14 protein-coding genes and 1 tRNA gene are annotated in these 17,313 nt (G+C 69.3%); 7 read left to right on the forward strand and 8 right to left on the reverse strand.

Features of this window, described 5'->3' with window-relative positions; all coding sequences use genetic code 11:
• Nucleotides 1–81: 81 nt before the first annotated feature.
• The 3 genes from JNUCC0626_RS30845 to JNUCC0626_RS30855 are packed head-to-tail and all read right to left on the reverse strand — an operon-like array spanning nucleotide 82 to nucleotide 2,692.
• On the reverse strand, nucleotides 82–822 hold the full coding sequence (locus JNUCC0626_RS30845; RefSeq protein ID WP_394614245.1) for an FAD:protein FMN transferase: 741 nt from the start codon (nucleotides 820–822) through the stop codon (nucleotides 82–84).
• 2 nt (nucleotides 823–824) lie between these two features.
• Entirely contained in the window at nucleotides 825–1,319 is a 495-nt protein-coding gene (locus JNUCC0626_RS30850; protein WP_394614246.1) for an FMN-binding protein, read from the reverse strand.
• Nucleotides 1,320–1,333: 14 nt separating this feature from the next.
• Complete coding sequence (locus tag JNUCC0626_RS30855) at nucleotides 1,334–2,692, reverse strand: ferredoxin reductase family protein (protein WP_394614247.1); 1,359 nt, start codon at nucleotides 2,690–2,692, stop codon at nucleotides 1,334–1,336.
• A 135-nt stretch (nucleotides 2,693–2,827) separates the two neighbouring features.
• Between JNUCC0626_RS30855 and JNUCC0626_RS30860 the strand changes: the two genes are divergently transcribed.
• Together JNUCC0626_RS30860 and JNUCC0626_RS30865 are read left to right on the forward strand one after the other, a co-directional pair.
• Nucleotides 2,828–3,526, forward strand: a complete 699-nt coding sequence (locus JNUCC0626_RS30860; protein ID WP_198680521.1) for a response regulator transcription factor — start codon at nucleotides 2,828–2,830, stop codon at nucleotides 3,524–3,526.
• Nucleotides 3,527–3,533: 7 nt separating this feature from the next.
• Nucleotides 3,534–4,949 carry a sensor histidine kinase gene (locus JNUCC0626_RS30865; RefSeq protein ID WP_394614248.1) on the forward strand — a complete coding sequence of 472 codons (1,416 nt, stop codon included), beginning with the start codon at nucleotides 3,534–3,536 and terminating at the stop codon, nucleotides 4,947–4,949.
• Here JNUCC0626_RS30865 and mgrA read toward each other — a convergent pair whose 3' ends face one another.
• The gene (mgrA, locus tag JNUCC0626_RS30870; protein ID WP_394614249.1) at nucleotides 4,950–5,978 is read right to left on the reverse strand and encodes an L-glyceraldehyde 3-phosphate reductase; all 1,029 of its coding nucleotides are present in this window, start codon (nucleotides 5,976–5,978) and stop codon (nucleotides 4,950–4,952) included.
• A gap of 70 nt (nucleotides 5,979–6,048) precedes the next feature.
• Here mgrA and JNUCC0626_RS30875 point away from each other — a divergent pair, with 70 nt between their 5' ends.
• Nucleotides 6,049–7,641 (forward strand): hypothetical protein, encoded by a 1,593-nt coding sequence (locus JNUCC0626_RS30875; protein WP_394614250.1) that lies wholly within the window; start codon nucleotides 6,049–6,051, stop codon nucleotides 7,639–7,641.
• A 60-nt stretch (nucleotides 7,642–7,701) separates the two neighbouring features.
• Here JNUCC0626_RS30875 and JNUCC0626_RS30880 read toward each other — a convergent pair.
• Nucleotides 7,702–7,774: transfer RNA gene (locus JNUCC0626_RS30880), tRNA-Thr, on the reverse strand.
• Nucleotides 7,775–8,033: 259 nt separating this feature from the next.
• On the opposite strand from JNUCC0626_RS30880, the gene JNUCC0626_RS30885 reads away from it, so the two are divergent.
• From JNUCC0626_RS30885 to otsB, 3 genes are all read left to right on the forward strand, one after another.
• On the forward strand, nucleotides 8,034–9,377 hold the full coding sequence (locus JNUCC0626_RS30885) for a threonine/serine ThrE exporter family protein (RefSeq protein WP_394614251.1): 1,344 nt from the start codon (nucleotides 8,034–8,036) through the stop codon (nucleotides 9,375–9,377).
• A gap of 69 nt (nucleotides 9,378–9,446) precedes the next feature.
• Nucleotides 9,447–10,880: an alpha,alpha-trehalose-phosphate synthase (UDP-forming) gene (locus tag JNUCC0626_RS30890; protein WP_394622135.1), complete on the forward strand. Its 1,434-nt coding sequence runs from the start codon at nucleotides 9,447–9,449 to the stop codon at nucleotides 10,878–10,880.
• Between the two features lie 45 nt (nucleotides 10,881–10,925).
• Nucleotides 10,926–13,457 carry a trehalose-phosphatase gene (gene otsB, locus JNUCC0626_RS30895; protein ID WP_394614252.1) on the forward strand — a complete coding sequence of 844 codons (2,532 nt, stop codon included), beginning with the start codon at nucleotides 10,926–10,928 and terminating at the stop codon, nucleotides 13,455–13,457.
• Nucleotides 13,458–13,513: 56 nt separating this feature from the next.
• Here the strand turns inward: otsB and JNUCC0626_RS30900 are convergent, their stop codons facing one another.
• Together JNUCC0626_RS30900 and radA are read right to left on the reverse strand one after the other, a co-directional pair.
• A complete protein-coding gene (locus JNUCC0626_RS30900) occupies nucleotides 13,514–14,047 on the reverse strand; it encodes a hypothetical protein (RefSeq protein ID WP_394614254.1) in 534 nt (177 codons plus the stop codon).
• Between the two features lie 405 nt (nucleotides 14,048–14,452).
• The gene (radA, locus tag JNUCC0626_RS30905; protein WP_394614255.1) at nucleotides 14,453–15,853 is read right to left on the reverse strand and encodes a DNA repair protein RadA; all 1,401 of its coding nucleotides are present in this window, start codon (nucleotides 15,851–15,853) and stop codon (nucleotides 14,453–14,455) included.
• A gap of 166 nt (nucleotides 15,854–16,019) precedes the next feature.
• On the opposite strand from radA, the gene JNUCC0626_RS30910 reads away from it, so the two are divergent.
• Complete coding sequence (locus JNUCC0626_RS30910; protein ID WP_394614256.1) at nucleotides 16,020–16,451, forward strand: hypothetical protein; 432 nt, start codon at nucleotides 16,020–16,022, stop codon at nucleotides 16,449–16,451.
• A gap of 57 nt (nucleotides 16,452–16,508) precedes the next feature.
• On the opposite strand, the gene JNUCC0626_RS30915 is transcribed toward JNUCC0626_RS30910, so the two are convergent.
• Nucleotides 16,509–17,267, reverse strand: a complete 759-nt coding sequence (locus JNUCC0626_RS30915) for a hypothetical protein (RefSeq protein ID WP_394614257.1) — start codon at nucleotides 17,265–17,267, stop codon at nucleotides 16,509–16,511.
• Nucleotides 17,268–17,313: the final 46 nt, after the last annotated feature.

Here is a 17,313-nt window from a genome sequence, read left to right on the forward strand (position 1 = left end):
TCGCCCCGAGCGCGAGTTCCGATCCAGCTCTTGATCAACGAGAAACGTGCCCCGGAGTCAAAGCTCCGTTGGGCGGGCATGTTAACAGATGTGTACGGGAAGTCCAGGGCTCGAGTACACCTGACGATCTTCGTCGACGATGAAGACCTCGCAGCCTTCCTGCTCGGCCGCCCACTCGATTCCGTCCCTGCCCAGCGCAAACGCTGCTGTGGCAGTGGTATCCGCGATCGCGAGGTCGTCGGAGAAAACAGTGACCGAAAGAATTCCCGTGACCGGCCGACCGGTACGGCCGTCCAGGATGTGCTGGCCGCGTTCGTACAACGCTGACGTGGCAACAGCTCCGTCGCGCACACCGAGCACGACTGATAGCTGATCGGCGAGGTCCGGGTGGCGAACGCCTACGCGCCAAGGCTTTCCGGGTTCCGGCTCGCCCGACACGACGACGTCGCCGCCCGCGTTGACGCAGAACGACGTGGCACCACCGTCACGCAGCATGTCCGCCGCGCGTTGCACGGCCCAGCCCTTCACCACCGCGCACGGGTCGAGGCCGCGGCCCGGGACCCGTGCGGTGAAGGCGCCGCCGGTGGACTGCTCGTACCAGTCGCACAGCGAGAGGACCTCGACCAGGTCCGGGGTGAGCTCATCCCTGGTGAGCTCACCCCGGTCCAGCCGGGACACCTCGCTGTCCGGTTTGAAGGGCGAGAACTGGGCGTCCGCCTGGCGAAGCCACGCGAACGCCCGCTCGGCCAGTGCGGCGTCCCCGTCACGCAGGTCCACCGAGATCGGCAGGCCCATGATGTGCTCGACGCGCCGCACGGACACGGTTACTTCGCCCCGTCGAGGGCCGCCTGCAGCGACTGCTTGTAGCCCTCGGAGGTCGCGGTCGCGCCGGACACCGTGTCGATGTCCGCGCTCTGGGCCTTCAGCGCCGACTGCTTGAGCAGGGGCAGCGCCATCCTGGTCGGGTCGGAGTTGGGGGCCCGCAACGCCTTCACGTCGACGATCTTCTTGCCCTGCAACGTCACCTGCACCTGGACGGTGCCTTCCGAGGTGTTCACGGCGGGGCCGGACACCGTGCGGTTCTGCTGCTGTTGCTGGGTTTGCTGCTGGGTCTGCGGTGCGGAACCGGTCGTCTTCGGCGCGGAGCCGGTGGTCTTGGGCGCGGTGGTGGTGGCCGGTGGAACGGTCTGCTGCTGTTCCTGCGCCGGCGGGGCCGCGACCTCGTTGATCTCACCCTCGTGCGCCGCGCCGGGCGAGTAGAGCCAGACCGGAACGAGACCGGCCACGCTGAGCACCGCTACGGGAATTGCCCACTTCACGTCGTCGAACCCCTTCAGTTGGCCAGCGCGAAGCGCTCGGCGTGGATCTGGTTGGCGGGCACGCCCAGCTCGTCCAGGCTCTTGATCACCGCGCCGGTCATGCCGCCGGGGCCGCAGATGAACACGTCGCGGTCCTGCACGTCCGGGACCAGCGCGATGATGTTCTCCGGGCCGAGCAACGGGCCGTTGGCGGTGATGGTCTTCGACGAGCCGGTGACCAGGCGCAGCACCGCGCCCTTGGCCCTGGCGAGGCCTTCGAGTTCGCGCAGCAGCACGGCCTCGCGCGGGTCGCTGACCCGGTAGAGCACCACGACGTGGCCGCGGATCTCCTCCAGCAGCGCGCGCACCGGCGTGACGCCGACGCCACCCGCGACGAGCAGTGCGTTGGGCTTGGTCTGGTGCATGGTCGTGAAGGCGCCGTACGGGCCCTCGGCGAACACGCGGGTGCCGACCTTGATGTTGCGGATGTCCGCGCTGCCGGTGCCCAGGGCCTTCGCGGTCAGGCGCAGGTACTTGCCGTTCGGCGCCGCGGACAGCGAGAACGGGTTGGCCTGCCACCAGCGGTCCTTGGTCACGAAGCGCCACAGGAAGAACTGGCCCGCGCGGGCGCCGAGCTGGTCCAGGTCCTTGCCCTCGATGTAGACCGAGACGACGTTCGGCGACTCCGGCACGACAGCGGCGACGCGGAACTGGTGCTTCCAGTTGCGGTAGAGCGGCAGGATCACGCGTCCGACGAGGACGGACCCGAGCGCGAACGCCCACAGGCCCCACCAGTAGCCGGTCGCGAGCGCCGACTTGCGGAACGTGCTGCCCACCGCGACCTGGTGCGAGAACGCCAGGAAGATCGCCACGTACGTGTACAGGTGGATGAAGTGCCAGGTCTCGTAGGCGAGCTTGCGACGCGCGAACCGGGCCGAGACGATGCCGACGGTCATGATGATCGCCCACGCGACCAGCGCGCGGAGGATGCCTTCGAGCTCGGTCGCCTGCCGGACGACCTCGGCGATCGGGCCCTCGTCACCGGCGTTGCCGAACGCGATGAAGACCAGGTGGCCGATCAGCAGCCAGAAGATCGAGAAGCCGACCCAGCGGTGCCAGCCGGTGAGCTTGTCCATGCCCAGGCGGCGGTCGAGCCACGGCAGCCGCGCCACCAGGAGCAGCTGGAACGCCATGGCGAGCGCGCCGTAGAGCCCGGCTAGTCTGCCGAAGTTGATCAGCTTGTTGGACCCCACGCCGGCCGCGTTGAACAGGTACGTCACGAAGGCCGCGTTGGCGAGGAGGAACACGTACAGGCCGGCTTTGGCCAGCACCTTGTGCGGCGTCGCGCGGCCGGCCGGAGCCGATCGCACGGGGTGCTGCAGGGTGGTCGTCACGGCGGGCTCCTCGGTCGGGCGGTCTCGGTCGGTCGGTGTCGATCCTCAGCTGTCGAGCTGTGGCTCCCCTTTGCACGCGCTGTCGAGTTCCTGTCGATCGAGCGCGAGGGCCACCAGGTGACGCACCATGAGCACGTGGACAAGGGGAACTCGGTTCGATTGCTCGTCGTAGATGACGAGCCGCACATCGCTGACCTGGTCGCGACGGTCGCCCGGTACGAGGGCTGGCAGGCCGCGACCGCACTCAACGGCGAGGACGCGTTGAGAGAGGCGGCCGAGTTCCAACCCGACATCGTCGTGCTTGACCTCATGCTGCCTGACCTGGACGGATTCACCGTTCTAGATCGAATGCGGGCGGCCGGGGCGATGGTCCCCGTGGTCTTCTTGACGGCCCGTGACGGCACCGCGGACCGGGTGGCGGGACTCACTCGGGGCGGCGACGACTACCTCGTGAAACCTTTTTCGGTCGAAGAACTGATGGCGCGTCTTCGGGCCGTGTTGCGCCGCTCGACCGGTCCGTCGTGGAAGCGGTCGGTGCTGAAGGTGTCCGATCTGGTGATGGACGAGGACACCCGCGAGGTCCGTCGTGGCGGCAAGCTCGTGACGTTGACGCCGACCGAGTACGAGCTGCTGCGGTACCTGATGCGCCGCTCCCCGGCGGTGCTGACCAAGGCGCAGATCCTCGACCACGTGTGGGAGTACGACTTCGGCGGACGGTCGAACGTCGTCGAACTCGTCATCTCGCACCTGCGCCGCAAGCTCGACGACGGCCGCGAGCCGTTGATCCACACCGTGCGCGGTGTGGGGTACGTGCTCCGCCGAGCAGCAGAGTGAGTCCACGATGAAGTTCCGCTTGAAGCCCGTCCGCGACTGGCGGCTGGGCACGCGCCTCGCCCTGGGCCTCGGCGCGCTGGCGCTGACGGTGTTCGTGATCGTCGGCTGGGTCATGGTCACGTCGATGAAGGACTTCCTCGACCGCCGCCTGGACGACCAGATGATCATCAGCCAGCAGGGCTCGGTCAAGGAGCTGGAGTACAACGGCACGATCACCAAGATCCCGCCGGACTGGTTCGCGGTCGTCTACAAGATCGAGAACGGCGACGTCCAGCCGCAGCCGGGCGACCAGCTGCCGCCCGAGCGCGAGGACTTCGACGCCCTCGCCCGCCAGGCCCTGAACGCCGACAAGTTCGAGACCGAGTACCTGCGCGACGAGGGCAAGTTCCGGCTGCGCGCGTGCCAGGTGATCAAGGACGAGTACATCGTGGTCAGCGCGGCCCCGATGCACGACCGCGACGGCACGATCTCGCAGCTCATCACGGTCGGCGTGATCGCGTTCCTGGCCGCCCTGGTCGCGTTGGTCGTCGGCGGGCAGGCGTTGATCCGCAAGGGCATGCAGCCGTTGTCCGACATGGCCGACACCGCGCACGACATCTCGTCGCACGACCTGACCGACTCCGGTGATCTCGCCGTGCGCGTCGACGGCCGGGGCGGCGGCGTGGAGGTCGAGGAGCTGCGCGAGGCGTTCAACAAGATGCTCGCGCACATCGACTCTTCTTTGGCCGCACGCACGGCCGCAGAACAACGTCTGCGCCGTTTCATCGCCGACGCCTCACACGAGCTACGGACGCCGCTCACGTCGTTGCGCGGCTACGCGGACCTCTTCAAGTACGCGGCGGCCAACGAGCCGGGCGAACGCGAGAAGCACCTGGAGAAGCTGCGGTCCGAGGCGTCGCGGATGAGCGTGCTGCTCGACGACCTCCTGCTGCTGGCCCGCCTGGACTCCGCCGAGTCCGAACCGCCGTTGCGCCCGGAGGAGATGGACCTGTCCGTGGTCGCCGAGGCCGCCGCCGACGCGTTCCACGCGGCCCGCTCGACGCACCCGCTGACGGTGGACGCCGACACCGTGCGGATGACGGCCGACCCCACGCGGTTGCGGCAGGTGCTCGACAACCTGCTGACCAACGCGGCCGTGCACACGCCCGCGGGCACGGCGGTCACGGTGAAGGTGACGGCCGAAAACGGCTGGGCGGTGATCAGGGTGAGCGACAGCGGCCCCGGCATCCCGGAGGCCGACCAGGCGCGGATCTTCGACAGGTTCTACCGCGTCGACGACTCGCGGACCCGGCAGCGCGGCGGCAGCGGGCTGGGGCTCGCCGTGGTCCAGTCGCTGGTGGAGGCGCACGGCGGCACGATCGACCTGGCCAGCAGGCCGGGGTCGACGGTCTTCACGATCCGCCTCCCCCGGCACGCGGCCTGACTACTCGGCCTGGGAGCTCGTGGCCCACAGGTCGATGCCGGACTCGACGGCGTACTTGTCGATCTCGGCGAGTTCGTCGTCGGTCAGCGGCGGCGCCTGCAGGGCCGCGAGGTTCTGCTCCAGCTGCCCCACCGACGAGGCGCCGATCAACGCAGACGTGACGCGCGGGTCCCGGATCGTCCAGGACAGCGCGAGCTGGGCCAGCGACTGCCCGCGCGACTTCGCGATCTCGTTGAGCGACCGGATGCGCCCGAGGTTCTGCTCGGTCAGCAGGTCCGTCGACAGCGACTTGCCCTGCGACGCCCGCGACCCCTCCGGCACGCCGTCGAGGTACCGGTCGGTCAGCATGCCCTGGGCGAGCGGCGAGAACGCGATGCAGCCCGCGCCCACCTCTTCGAGGGTGTCGAGCAGCTCCGGCTCGATCCACCGGTTCAACATCGAGTACGACGGCTGGTGGATCAGCAACGGCACGCCCGCGCTCTTGAGCAGCTGCGCCGCCTCGCGAGTCTTGGCCGGCGAGTACGACGAGATGCCGACGTAGAGCGCCTTGCCCTGCTGCACCGCGGAGACGAGCGCGCCCATGGTCTCCTCGAGCGGCGTCTCGGGGTCGAACCGGTGCGAGTAGAAGATGTCGACGTAGTCGAGGCCCATCCGCGTCAGCGACTGGTCGAGGGAGCTGAGCAGGTACTTGCGGCTGCCCCACTCCCCGTACGGCCCGGGCCACATGTCGTAGCCCGCCTTCGTGGAAATCACGAGCTCGTCGCGGTACGGGCTGAGATCATCCTTGAGGATCTGTCCGAACGTGATCTCCGCCGAGCCGTAGGGCGGACCGTAGTTGTTGGCGAGGTCGAAGTGCGTGACACCGAGGTCGAACGCCCGCCGCGCGATCCCGCGACCCCACTCGTACGGCCGGTCGCCGCCGAAGTTGTGCCACAGGCCGAGCGAGATGGCGGGCAGCTTGAGGCCGCTGCGTCCCGTCCGCCGGTAAGTCATCTGGTCGTAGCGCGCGCTATCCGCGAGGTAGGACATGGGTCCCACAATGTCACGTCCTAACGAGACAGAGCAGGACGAGAAACACGTTTTCACGCGGGCAGAGGACGTGCGCGCGTTGGTGCTCGAAGCACGCGACTCACCGGAGGGCGTGACGATCTACCGGACGTGGATCGACGGCACGCTCGACCTCGACTTCCTGACGATGGCGGGACCGCTCACGCTCGTCGGCTGCCACCTCCCCGAAGAGCTGACCCTGCGGCACGCGCAGATCGGCACGATCAACTTCAGCGGCACGAACATCTGGGGCCTGCGGGCAGAAGGCCTGCGCACGCGCGAACTCGACCTGGGCGGCGGGCGCTTCTCCGACATCCTCGAACTCGACCACGCTCAGGTCGACGGCACCTGCTGCCTCGCAGGAGCGAGCGTCGGCACGTTGAGTGCGTACGGCCTGAAAGTCGGCGGTTCCCTGATGGCGACCGACCTGTACGCGTGGCCCGGCTATCGCGGCGGCTGCGCGGTGTTCCTCGACAGGGCCGAGATCGGCGGCGACCTGGTCTTCGACGGCGGCACGATCAGCGGTCTCGACGGTCCCGCGATCACCGCGAACGGCGCCAGGGTCGGCGGGGTGGTCTCCGCCGAGAACGCGGTCGTCCGCGGCAACGCCGACGCGTTCTTCCTCCTCGACGCCGACATCGGCGGCCTCGACCTGCGCGACACCGTGCTGCGGGGGTCGTTGTGCACCGACGGCTCGCGGATCCGGTCCGAGGTGAAGATGGGCGGGATCAACGCGGTCACGCAGGAGGGCGCCGCCACGATCCGCATGGTCGACACGAAGATCGGCGCGGGGCTGCTGCTGACCGGTCTCGTGCGCAACCGCGCCGGCCAGGCCGTGTCGCTGCACATGGCGACGGTCGGGGCGAGCCTGACCGTGCGCGACGCCGAAATCGACGCGGACAGCGCCGAGGCGGCGTTGGAGATCAGCAACTGCGACGTCGGCAGCGAGCTCACGATCCGCCCGGCGAGCCTGCGCAACCGCGGCGACGGCCTGGAGCTCGACCTCTTCACCACCAGGGCGGGCCGGGCGTTCGCGCTCGAACCCGAGCACCTGACCGAGGCGGACGTGTTCACCGTCAGCCTGAACGGACTGTCCTATCCGGACACCCCGAACGACACCGACGCGTGGCTGACGATGCTGCGCGACCACACGTTCTCGTACGAGGCCCAGCCGTACCAGCAACTCGCCGCCGTCCACCGCAGCGCCGGCCACGAGCACACCGCCCGGCGCGTGCTGATCGCGCAGCAACGCGACCTCCGCCGCCGCGGCGACCCCGGCACCAGGCTGTGGCACTGGTTCCTCGGCGTCACTCTCGGCTACGGCTACCGGCCGTCCCGGGCGGTGATTGGCCTACTCGTCACGTTCCTGCTCGCACTCTGTCTCGTGTGGACAACAAACGCCTATAACGGCCTGACACCGGCCAAGGACAGACCGGCGGACTCGTGTTCACCGGTGAACAGAATCAGTCTTGCGGCGGATCTGGCGATCCCATTGGTGAAGCTCGGTGGCACACCGAGATGCGAACTGGCGAACGGACCAGCGGGACAGTGGGCGACCGGAGCAGGCTGGATCGTGCAGATCCTCGGATGGTCGTTCGCCACGCTGAGCGTCGCGGGGTTCACCGGACTCGTCCGCAAAAGCTGAATGCCGTCTGCGAAACGAGACGAGGGCCCGCCCACCTGGGCGGACCCTCGTCCGTTGAAGAGCCGGCGAGGGGAATCGAACCCCTAACCTTTCGCTTACAAGGCGAGTGCTCTGCCAATTGAGCTACGCCGGCCGGCTCGTGTTCGCGAACATCGTAAGCGCCCGTTGCGGGTGCTACCTGCGGCGAACGGTCTGCTCTCAGTGTGATCGGATTGCTCCGACCGGAGTCGGACCAACCAACTGAGTGGATCAATGCGTGGGACCTACCGCCTTGACCAGGTCAGGAGGGTAACCAACGGACAGTGATCATGTCCTCCTTTTCGGGTCGCCCGATCGGAGGTGGCAGACGACACAGCAACAGTCGAAGTGTCCGTCACGATCACACGACGGAGGTGCACGAGATTTCCACGAACAGCCTGCACGGCCCCGCTCTGCCCGATGACACCACGGTTCACCTGGTACTCGATCTCGCCCTGAAGATCGGTGAGGTCCAAATGGCCAGTGGGGCCGGTGCGGCCGATGTGACAGCCACGATTCTCTCGGTCACCGAGAGCTATGGACTTCCGCACACGGAAGTCGACGTGATCTACACCTCTATCAGCGTGTCGTGTCATCGCGGCACAGAGGCGTTGCCCATCACGTCCATTCGCGTCGTTCGCCAACGCGGACTCGACTACACGCGACTCGCGGACGTCGAACAGCTCGTGCGCAATCTGCCGCCGATCGAAGAAGCCCACGCACGACTCGAAGACATCACGAACGCGGCGCATCCATATCCGCGTTGGGTTGCCACGGTGGCATGGGGTGGCATGGCGGCCGCCGTCGCGTTCCTCGTCGGTGGTGGTGTGGTGCTCGCGGTGACCGCCGCCGTCATCAGCGCCGTGGTCGACCGGGTCGGACGACTCCTCAACCGGCGAAACCTGCCGTTCTTCTTTCAGCAGCTCGTCGGCGGTGCGCTCGGCACGGGTGCCGCGCTCGCCATCTACTCGACGGGGTTGCTGCCCGTCCGGCCGAGCCTGCTGGTCGCGGTCGGGATCGTCGTGCTGCTGTCCGGGCTCGCCCTGGTCAGCACGGTGCAGGACGCGATCTCCGGCTACAACGTCACCGCCGCCGGCCGCACCGTGGAGACCGTGCTGCTCAGCGCCGGGCTCATCGTGGGCGTCGCGCTGGCGATCCGCGCGGCCGTCCACTTCGGACTGGAGATCAAGCTCAGCGAGCCGTTGCCCGCCCTGATCTCCGCCGTGCCGATGCAGTTCGCGGCCGGCGCGGCGACGAGTGCGTTCTTCGCGCTCGCCTGTTACGCCCGGCCCCGCGCGCTCGTCGCCGCCGCCATCTCCGGCGCGATCGGCACCGCCGCGTACGGCCTCATGACGAGCCTCGGGCTGGACGCGTTGCTGGCGTCGGCCGTGGCCGCCGCGATCACCGGGTTCGGCGGCGCCACGATGACCCGCCGGTTGCGCATCCCGACGCTCGTCGTCGTGCAGGCGGGCGTCGTCCCGCTACTGCCCGGCTGGACGACGTACCGGGGCCTGTTCCAGCTCACCGCCGAGGGCGACACGGCCGGTTTGAGCACGCTGGTGTTCGCGAGTGGCATTGCTCTCGCCCTGGCCGGAGGTGTCGTGTTCGGCGAGTACCTGGCCCAGCCGGTGCGCACGGGACTGGGTCGATTGGAGCGGAAGTTCGCAGGTCCGCGCCTGTCCGGGCCGCTCAAACCCAGCAAGCGTCGTTTGGAGTGAAACTCGCTGTGACGGGGGTTACACGACACGCCGAGGACACGCACAGCGGCTAGCGTCTTTCGCGTGAGCATGGACATTGGCGAGAACGGGGCAGAGTTCGTAGTCGTGGCCAACCGGCTGCCGGTTGACCTGGAGCGGCTCCCTGACGGGACCGAGCGATGGAAGCACAGCCCGGGAGGGCTGGTGAGCGCGCTCGAGCCGTTCCTCCGCTCACACAGCGGCGCCTGGGTCGGCTGGCCCGGCGTCGCGGACACCGAGGTGCCGCCGTTCGAGGACGACGGCCTGCTGCTGCACCCCGTCGAGCTCTCGGCCAAGGAGGTCGAGGACTACTACGAGGGCTTCTCCAACGGCACGCTCTGGCCGCTCTACCACGACGTCGTGGCGCAGCCGGCGTTCCACCGGCACTGGTGGAACTCGTACGTGAAGGTCAACCAGCGGTTCGCCGACGCGACCGCGAAGGTGGCCGCCCAGGGCGCGACGGTGTGGGTGCAGGACTACCAGCTGCAGCTCGTGCCGGCGATGCTGCGCGAGCAGCGGCCCGACCTCAAGATCGGCTTCTTCCTGCACATCCCGTTCCCGCCGGTCGAGCTGTTCATGCAGCTGCCGTGGCGCACGGAGATCATCCGAGGCCTGCTCGGCGCCGATCTGGTGGGCTTCCACCGTCCCGGCGGCGCGCAGAACTTCCTCTGGCTGGCCCGCCGGCTCGTGGGCCTCGAACCCTCGCGCGGCACCGTTGGTGTCAGGACCCGGCCAGGTGTCGTGCAGGTCGGCGACCGCACGGTGCGGGTCGGCGCGTTCCCCATCTCGATCGACAGCGCGGGCCTCGACGCGGTGGCCCGGCGCAAGGAGACGCAGGCCCGCGCGAAGCAGATTCGAGCGGACCTCGGCAACCCCAAGCGCATCCTGCTCGGCGTGGACCGTCTCGACTACACGAAGGGCATCGACGTCCGGATCCGCGCGCTCTACGAGCTCATCGCGGACGGACGCGTGGACCCGGAGGACGTCGCGATGGTGCAGCTCGCCACGCCCAGCCGGGAGCGCGTCGACCACTACGTGACGATGCGCAAGGACATCGAGCAGTCCGTCGGCCGGATCAACGGCGAGTTCGGCCGGGTCGGCAAACCCGTCGTCCACTACCTGCACCAGTCGGTGAACCGCGAGGAGCTCGTCGCGTTCATGAGCGCGGCGGACGTCATGGTCGTCACGCCCGTTCGGGACGGAATGAACCTCGTGTGCAAGGAGTACGTGGCCTGCCGATATGATCTTGGTGGAGCTCTGGTGCTCAGCGAGTTCGCCGGCGCTGCCGCAGAACTGACCAGCGCGTTCCTGGTGAACCCCCATGATCTGGACGGTGTCAAGAACGCTCTGCAGGCCGCCCTCGACATCGATCCCGCCGAAGGCCGCCGTAGGATGCGCGCGCTGCGCCGTCAGGTCCTCACCCACGACGTTGATCGCTGGGCAAGGTCGTTCCTGGAGGCGTTGGGCACGCAGACCTCGGTCTGAATCCTTTCAGATCCACCTGACCCATCTAGTGCTCCTGGAGGGGCGTTGACCGCCGAGGCCCTCCCCGCCGAACTGCGCAGAGCGATCGTTCAGCTCGCGCGGACCCCACGACTGCTCGTCGCGAGCGACTACGACGGCACGCTGGCGCCGATCGTCGCCGACCCCGAGGCGGCCCGTCCGCTGCCGGAGTCGGTGAACGCGCTGCGCTCGCTGGCTTCGCTGCACGAGACCACATCCGCGGTGATCTCGGGACGCGCGCTGCGCGACCTGGCCACCCTGTCCCGGCTGCCCGGCGAGGTCCACCTCGTCGGGTCGCACGGCTCCGAGTTCGACGTCGGCTTCGTACACGCCCTCAACGCGGACGCCAAGGCGTTGCTGCGCCGCCTCGAATCCGAGCTGGAGCAGATCGCCGAGGGCCAGGAAGGCGTCCAACTCGAGGTCAAGCCCGCCTCGATCGCCGTGCACGTGCGGCGCGCGGCCACCCCGGAGATCGGCGAGACGGTGCTGTCGGCCGTCCGCTCCGGCCCGTGCACCTGGGACGGTGTGCAGGTCACCGAGGGCAAGGCCGTGATCGAGTTGGCCGTCGTCGAGACCAACAAGGGCCACGCCCTCGACATCCTGCGCCACCAGGTCGGTGCCACCGCGGCGATCTTCCTGGGCGACGACGTGACGGACGAGAAGGCGTTCGCGCGCCTGTCCGGCCCGGACGTCGGCATCCGCGTGGGTGCCGGTGAGTCGCTGGCGTCGTACGTGGTCGCGGACCCCGCCGACGTGGCGACCGTGCTCGCGTTCCTGCTGGAGGAACGCCGGGCGTGGCTGCACGGCGACCAGGCCGTGCCGATCGAGCGCCTGACGATGCTCGCCAACGAGCGTTCGGTGGCCCTCGTGACGCCGGACGCCAAGGTCAACTGGCTGTGCCACCCCGAACCGGACTCCGCGGCGATCTTCGCGGACCTGCTGGGCGGGCCGGCGGCCGGTCACTTCTCGATCAAGCCGGAGCACGGTTCGCTGCCCCTGGGCCAGCGCTACCTGCCGGGCACGATGATCGTGGAGACCCGCTGGTCGCGGCTTCTGGTCACCGACTACCTGGAGCACGACCTCGCGTCGCACCGCACCGACCTGGTGCGCCGCATCTCGGGTTCGACCAACGCGGTGATCACGTTCGCGCCGCGCCCGGAGTTCGGCCAGGTGCCCGTGCGGTTGCTGCGCGAGCGCGACGGCCTGCGCGTGGTCGGCACCTCCGACCCGATGGTGCTGCGGTCTCCCGGCGTCGACTGGGAGATCACCTCGGACGGCCTGCAGGAGACGGCCCGCGCCGTCGTCCGGCCGCGCGAGGGCGCACCGGTGCTGCTGGAGCTCCGTTGCGGCACCGACGACCTGTCCGAGCACGTGTCGCCCGAGTCGGTCCGCCGTGACCGCGCGGCCGGCTACTGGTCGGACTGGGCCGCCGGCCTGCACCTGCCGAAGGTGCAGACGGACCTGGTGCTGCGCTCCGCGCTGACGTTGCGCGGCCTGGTGCACAAGGACTCCGGCTCGATCATGGCCGCGGCCACCACGTCGTTGCCCGAGGAGCTCGGCGGCGTCCGCAACTGGGACTACCGCTACTGCTGGCTGCGCGACGGCGCGATGACCGCCGCCGCGCTGGTGTCGGTGGGGTCGTTCGCCGAGGCCGACGGCTTCCTGGCGTGGCTGCACGGCGTGCTGGAGACCATCCCCGGTCCCGAGCGCCTGCACCCGCTGTACACGTTGCACGGCACCCAGCTCGGTGCCGAGGCCGTCATCGAGTCGCTGCCCGGTTACGCGGGTTCCCGGCCGGTGCGCGTGGGCAACCTCGCGAACCAGCAGGTGCAGCTCGACGTCTTCGGCCCGGTCGTGGACCTGGTGGTGCAGCTGGCCACCGCGCGCGGTTCGTTGTCGGACGCCGACTGGACGATGGTCCAGGCGATGGCCGAGGCCGTCTCGCGGCGCTGGCACGAGCCGGACCACGGCATCTGGGAGGAACGGCACGCGCCGCGCCACCACGTGTACTCGAAGGTCATGTGCTGGCTGACCATCGACCGCGCGATCAAGCTCGGCGAGCAGTTCGGCCGCTCGCTTGATCCTTCGTGGGTGCCGTTGCGCGACACGATCGCCACCGACGTGCTGAAGAACGGCTGGAACGACGACGTCCAGTCGTTCACCACGGCCTACGACGGTGACGACCTCGACGCGGCCTCGCTGTTCGTCGGCCTGTCGGGTCTGATCGACCCGACCGACGAGCGGTTCCAGTCCACCGTCACCGCGATCGAGGCGGAGCTGCGGTCCGGTTCGACCGTGTACCGCTACCACCGCGATGACGGCCTGCCTGGCGACGAGGGCGGCTTCCACCTGTGCGCGGCGTGGATGATCGAGTCCTACCTGCTGACCGGTCGGCGCACCGAGGCCGAGGAGCTGTTCGGCCAGATCGTGGCGGCTGCGGGCCCGACCGGCCTGCTGCCCGAGGAGTACGACCCGGTGGCCGAGCGCTCGCTGGGCAACCACCCGCAGGCGTACTCGCACCTGGGCCTGATCCGCTGCGCCCAGCTGCTCTCGCAGTAGAACGCTTTTCGTGATGCCGCCGCGGTCCCGTTCTTGGGGCCGCGGCGGTTTTCGTTTCAGAGCCTGGGCGGGACCTTCTCGATGATCCTGGCGGTGCCCGGCGAGCTGCCGAGCAGCGTGATCATGTCGCCGCGGATGAGGTGCGCCCACGCCGGCGGCACGAACGGCCTCAGCCGGGCTTTGGCTCGTTCGCCCGGCCCCAGGACCGGCTTGGACTCGATCCACAGCGCGGCCACCCGCTGCGTCTTGCCGGTGACGTCCCACAGCGGACGTTCTCCCCTGGCCTGCAACGGTTCCGCGTCCACCGCGAGGGTGAGTTCGATTCTGATGAGGCCTTGGATCGACTCCACGCAACGCCACTGGAACCACGCCTCGTCCTGGTCCATCTGCGTGGCCGCCTCGGCCAGCAGGGCCCAGTAGCGCGGTGTCTGCCAGGTGTGGCCGTCGAAGTCGCCCAGCAGCTGGAGGACCAGGTCCCACTCTTCGAGGTCGAGGTAGTCGGGCAGCTCGTCGCCCCGCACCTCGGGCGGCACCAAGGACACGGCGTACCGCAACAACTCACCGATCTCGCTGTCGTGTCTCCCCAACACCCGCGTATTCGATCACAGTCGCCGTGCCCGCCACCGGCTGTCCCTCGTGCATGGTCGGGTCGCGGCGTAGTTAGGAGCGCGCAGCACGGTGCGGGCCGGCTCGCATGGCGCGGGGCGGGTCGCGGCGCAGCGCAGGTTGGCGCGGAGCAGCGCGGCACAGGTCGGGTCGCGGCATGGTCAGGAGAGCGCAGCACGGGGGCGGCCGCGCGGCACGGCATGGCGCGGTCGGGTCGCAGCATGGCTCGGGTCGCGGCGCAGCACGGGTCAGCGCAGCGCAGGCCGCAGCATCGGTCGGCGCGGAGCGGCGCGGGTCAGAGCGCGGCGCGGCTGGTTGTGGTCGGCAGCGTGGGTGCGTAGGTCAGAGCGCGGCATGGCCGGTTGTGGTCGGCAGCGTGAGTGCGCGGCTCAGTCGTCTTCCCTCTCGTCCTTCTCCTCCTTCTTGCCCGCACGCCTCCGGTTCAGGCCCAGCACGTCCAGCGCCGACACCAGGTCGTTCGCCACCAGGGCGCGCACGCCGTCCGGCAACGGGCCGTGGTCCGGGGGCACCAGGGCCTTCTTGAAGCCGAGCCGCGCGGCCTCCTGCAGGCGCTTGCCCACGCCGTTGACCCGCCGGATCTCGCCCGCCAGGCCCACCTCGCCCAGCACCACCAGGTCGGCGGGGAGGGCGATCTCGCGTTCTGCCGAGGCGACCGCGAGCACGACGGCGAGGTCTGCGGCCGGTTCGGTCAGGCGCATGCCGCCGACTGTCGCGGTGAAGACGTCCTTCTGGAACAGGTTGACCTTGCCGCGCTTCTCCAGCACTGCCAAGGCCATCGAGATGCGCGCCGAGTCGAGACCGCTCACCGCGCGCCGGGGGGCGGGCAGGTTCGTCTTGGCCACCAACGCCTGCACCTCGCCCAGCATCGGACGCTTGCCCTCGACGATCACCGTCACGCAGGTGCCCTCGACGGCCTTCTCGCGGCGCGTCAGGAAGAGCCCGGACGGGTCCGGCACGCCCACGATGCCGTCGTCGCGCAGCTCGAAGCAGCCCACCTCGTCGGCGGCGCCGTAGCGGTTCTTGATGCCGCGCAGCAGCCTCAGGCTGGAGTGCCGGTCGCCCTCGAACTGGAGGACGACGTCGACCAGGTGCTCCAGAACCCTGGGCCCCGCAACGGATCCGTCCTTCGTGACGTGTCCAACCAGGACTACCGGGAGGCCGCGTTCCTTGGCCATCGCGATCAGTCCTGATGCGACGGTCCGCACCTGCGTCACGCCGCCGGGCACGCCCTCCACGCTCACCGTCGACATGGTCTGCACCGAGTCGACGATCAACATCGACGGCTTCACCTGGTCGACCTGACCGAGCAACGCGCTGAGTTCGCTCTCGGCCGCCAGGTACATCTCGGCGTGCAGGTTGCCGGTGCGTTCGGCGCGCAACCGCACCTGCCCCGCCGACTCCTCACCGGTGACGTAGAGACAACGCCCGTGCGACTCCGCCCACCGGTGCGCCGTCTCCAACAACAACGTCGACTTGCCCACGCCCGGCTCGCCGGCGAGCAGCACCACGGCACCGGGCACCAGGCCGCCACCCAGCACGCGGTCGAACTCGCTGACACCGGTCGACAACGCCCGTGCCGACTCGATGTCGACCTCGCCGATCGGGCGCGCGGCCGACGTCGGCGCACCCGCCACCACGCGCGTCACGGACGCGGTGCCCCGCTCCTCGATGCTGCCCCACGCCTGGCATTCGGGGCAGCGGCCGAACCACTTCGCCACCTCGTGCCCGCACTCGGCACAACGGAAGATCGGCCGCGCTGTCTTCGCCACGAAACGAACGTTAGAGCACAACCCTGACAGTTCTGGACGGACTCGCTCCACCGCAGGTCAGCAACGCCGCGAAGAAACTTCCAAGATTTTTCGGGCGTCGTGTCGATCCACCGCCGCCCCCGTTCGACGCATCAGTGGAAGGACACGACACAGCCTGGAGGACACCGTGAGCACCGCCACCGCGACGCAGACGCAGACCCGCAAGTTCGCCCTCGGCCGCTACGCCACCGTCGTCACCCGCGTGCTGACCGGCCTGCTGTTCGCCACCACCGGCCTGAACGGCTTCCTGATGTTCATGCCCGCCCCCGATCCCAGCACGATGGCGCCGGGCGGGGTCGCCTTCAACGTCGCGCTCTACGAGACCGGCTACATGCTTCAGCTCACCTGCGGTGTGCAGCTCGTCGCGGGCCTGCTGCTGGTCGCCGGGCGGTTCGTGCCGCTGGCGCTGGCGCTGCTCGCCCCGGTGATCGTGAACATCTTCCTGTTCCACGTCTTCCTGGAGCCGAGCGGCACGGCCATGGCGCTGGTCGTGGTGGCCGCCGAGATCGGCCTCGCGTGGGCGTACCGCGACAAGTTCCGCCCGATGCTCAAGGCCTGAGAACGAAGAACGCCGCCTCCCCAGCGTGGGGAGGCGGCGTTTTCGTGCATCAAGAGGTCAGTGACCGCCGGACTCGTGGTCGCTCGTGCGCTTGTGCTCGGACGGCGCCACGGGCACCTCCAGCGTCAGCGAACCGGCCTTCTCGAAGAGGAACGTGACCTTGATGGTCTGCGCGGCCACCACGTCGCGGTTCAGCTTCTTGACGGTGCAGCGGATCTCCAGCACCTCGAGGTCCGGGTCGACGGCCGCGGACGAGCTCGGCGCGGCGGACGAGGAGCCCGACGGACGGCCGGAGGACGGCGCACCCGAGGACGGGGCGGACGACTCCGCGCCGGACGACGGCGTCACGTTCGAGGACGAGTTCGAGGACGGGGCGCCGGACGACGGAACGCCGGAAGACGGCGTCACGTTCGACGAGGGCGCGCCCGAGGTGGGCACGACCGACGACGGCGCGGACGTCTTCACCGGCGCCTTGGAGGCGTCGTACTCGGCCCGCAGCGCGTACTGCGCCGGGATCTCCTTCGTACCGACGACCTCGGCCTCGGACTCGGCGGCCTCCGTCTTGACGGAGAGCAGCTTGTCCGCGGCGGACCCCGTGTTCGCGATGACGAAGGTCAGCGGCGCGTCGTCGCCCTCGTGGTACCGGTTGCCGTCCGGCGGGAAGGCGAGCATGACGTTGCGCACCGCGATCGGGCCCGCGTTGCCGCTCGCACCGTCGACGGCGGCGACCTGGGTGTCGGTCTGGGTGACCTGACCGGCGCTGCAGCCGACCGCGACGAGGCCGAGGCCCGCGGCCAGCGCTGCCGTCACGATCATCCGGCGAGACACTCCTGAGTTCACGGCTCCAGCGCCCTTCCTAGGC

The organism is Lentzea sp. JNUCC 0626 (genome assembly GCF_043632865.1).
Lineage (GTDB): Bacteria > Actinomycetota > Actinomycetes > Mycobacteriales > Pseudonocardiaceae > Lentzea.

What these genes read in the sequence shown, in the direction of transcription:
- JNUCC0626_RS30890 (WP_394622135.1), top strand. Translation starts at nt 9,447, where the DNA reads ATGGACATTGGCGAGAACGGGGCAGAGTTCGTAGTCGTGGCCAACCGG.
- mgrA (WP_394614249.1), bottom strand. Translation starts at nt 5,978, where the DNA reads ATGTCCTACCTCGCGGATAGCGCGCGCTACGACCAGATGACTTACCGG.
- JNUCC0626_RS30865 (WP_394614248.1), top strand. Translation starts at nt 3,534, where the DNA reads ATGAAGTTCCGCTTGAAGCCCGTCCGCGACTGGCGGCTGGGCACGCGC.
- JNUCC0626_RS30915 (WP_394614257.1), bottom strand. Translation starts at nt 17,267, where the DNA reads ATGATCGTGACGGCAGCGCTGGCCGCGGGCCTCGGCCTCGTCGCGGTC.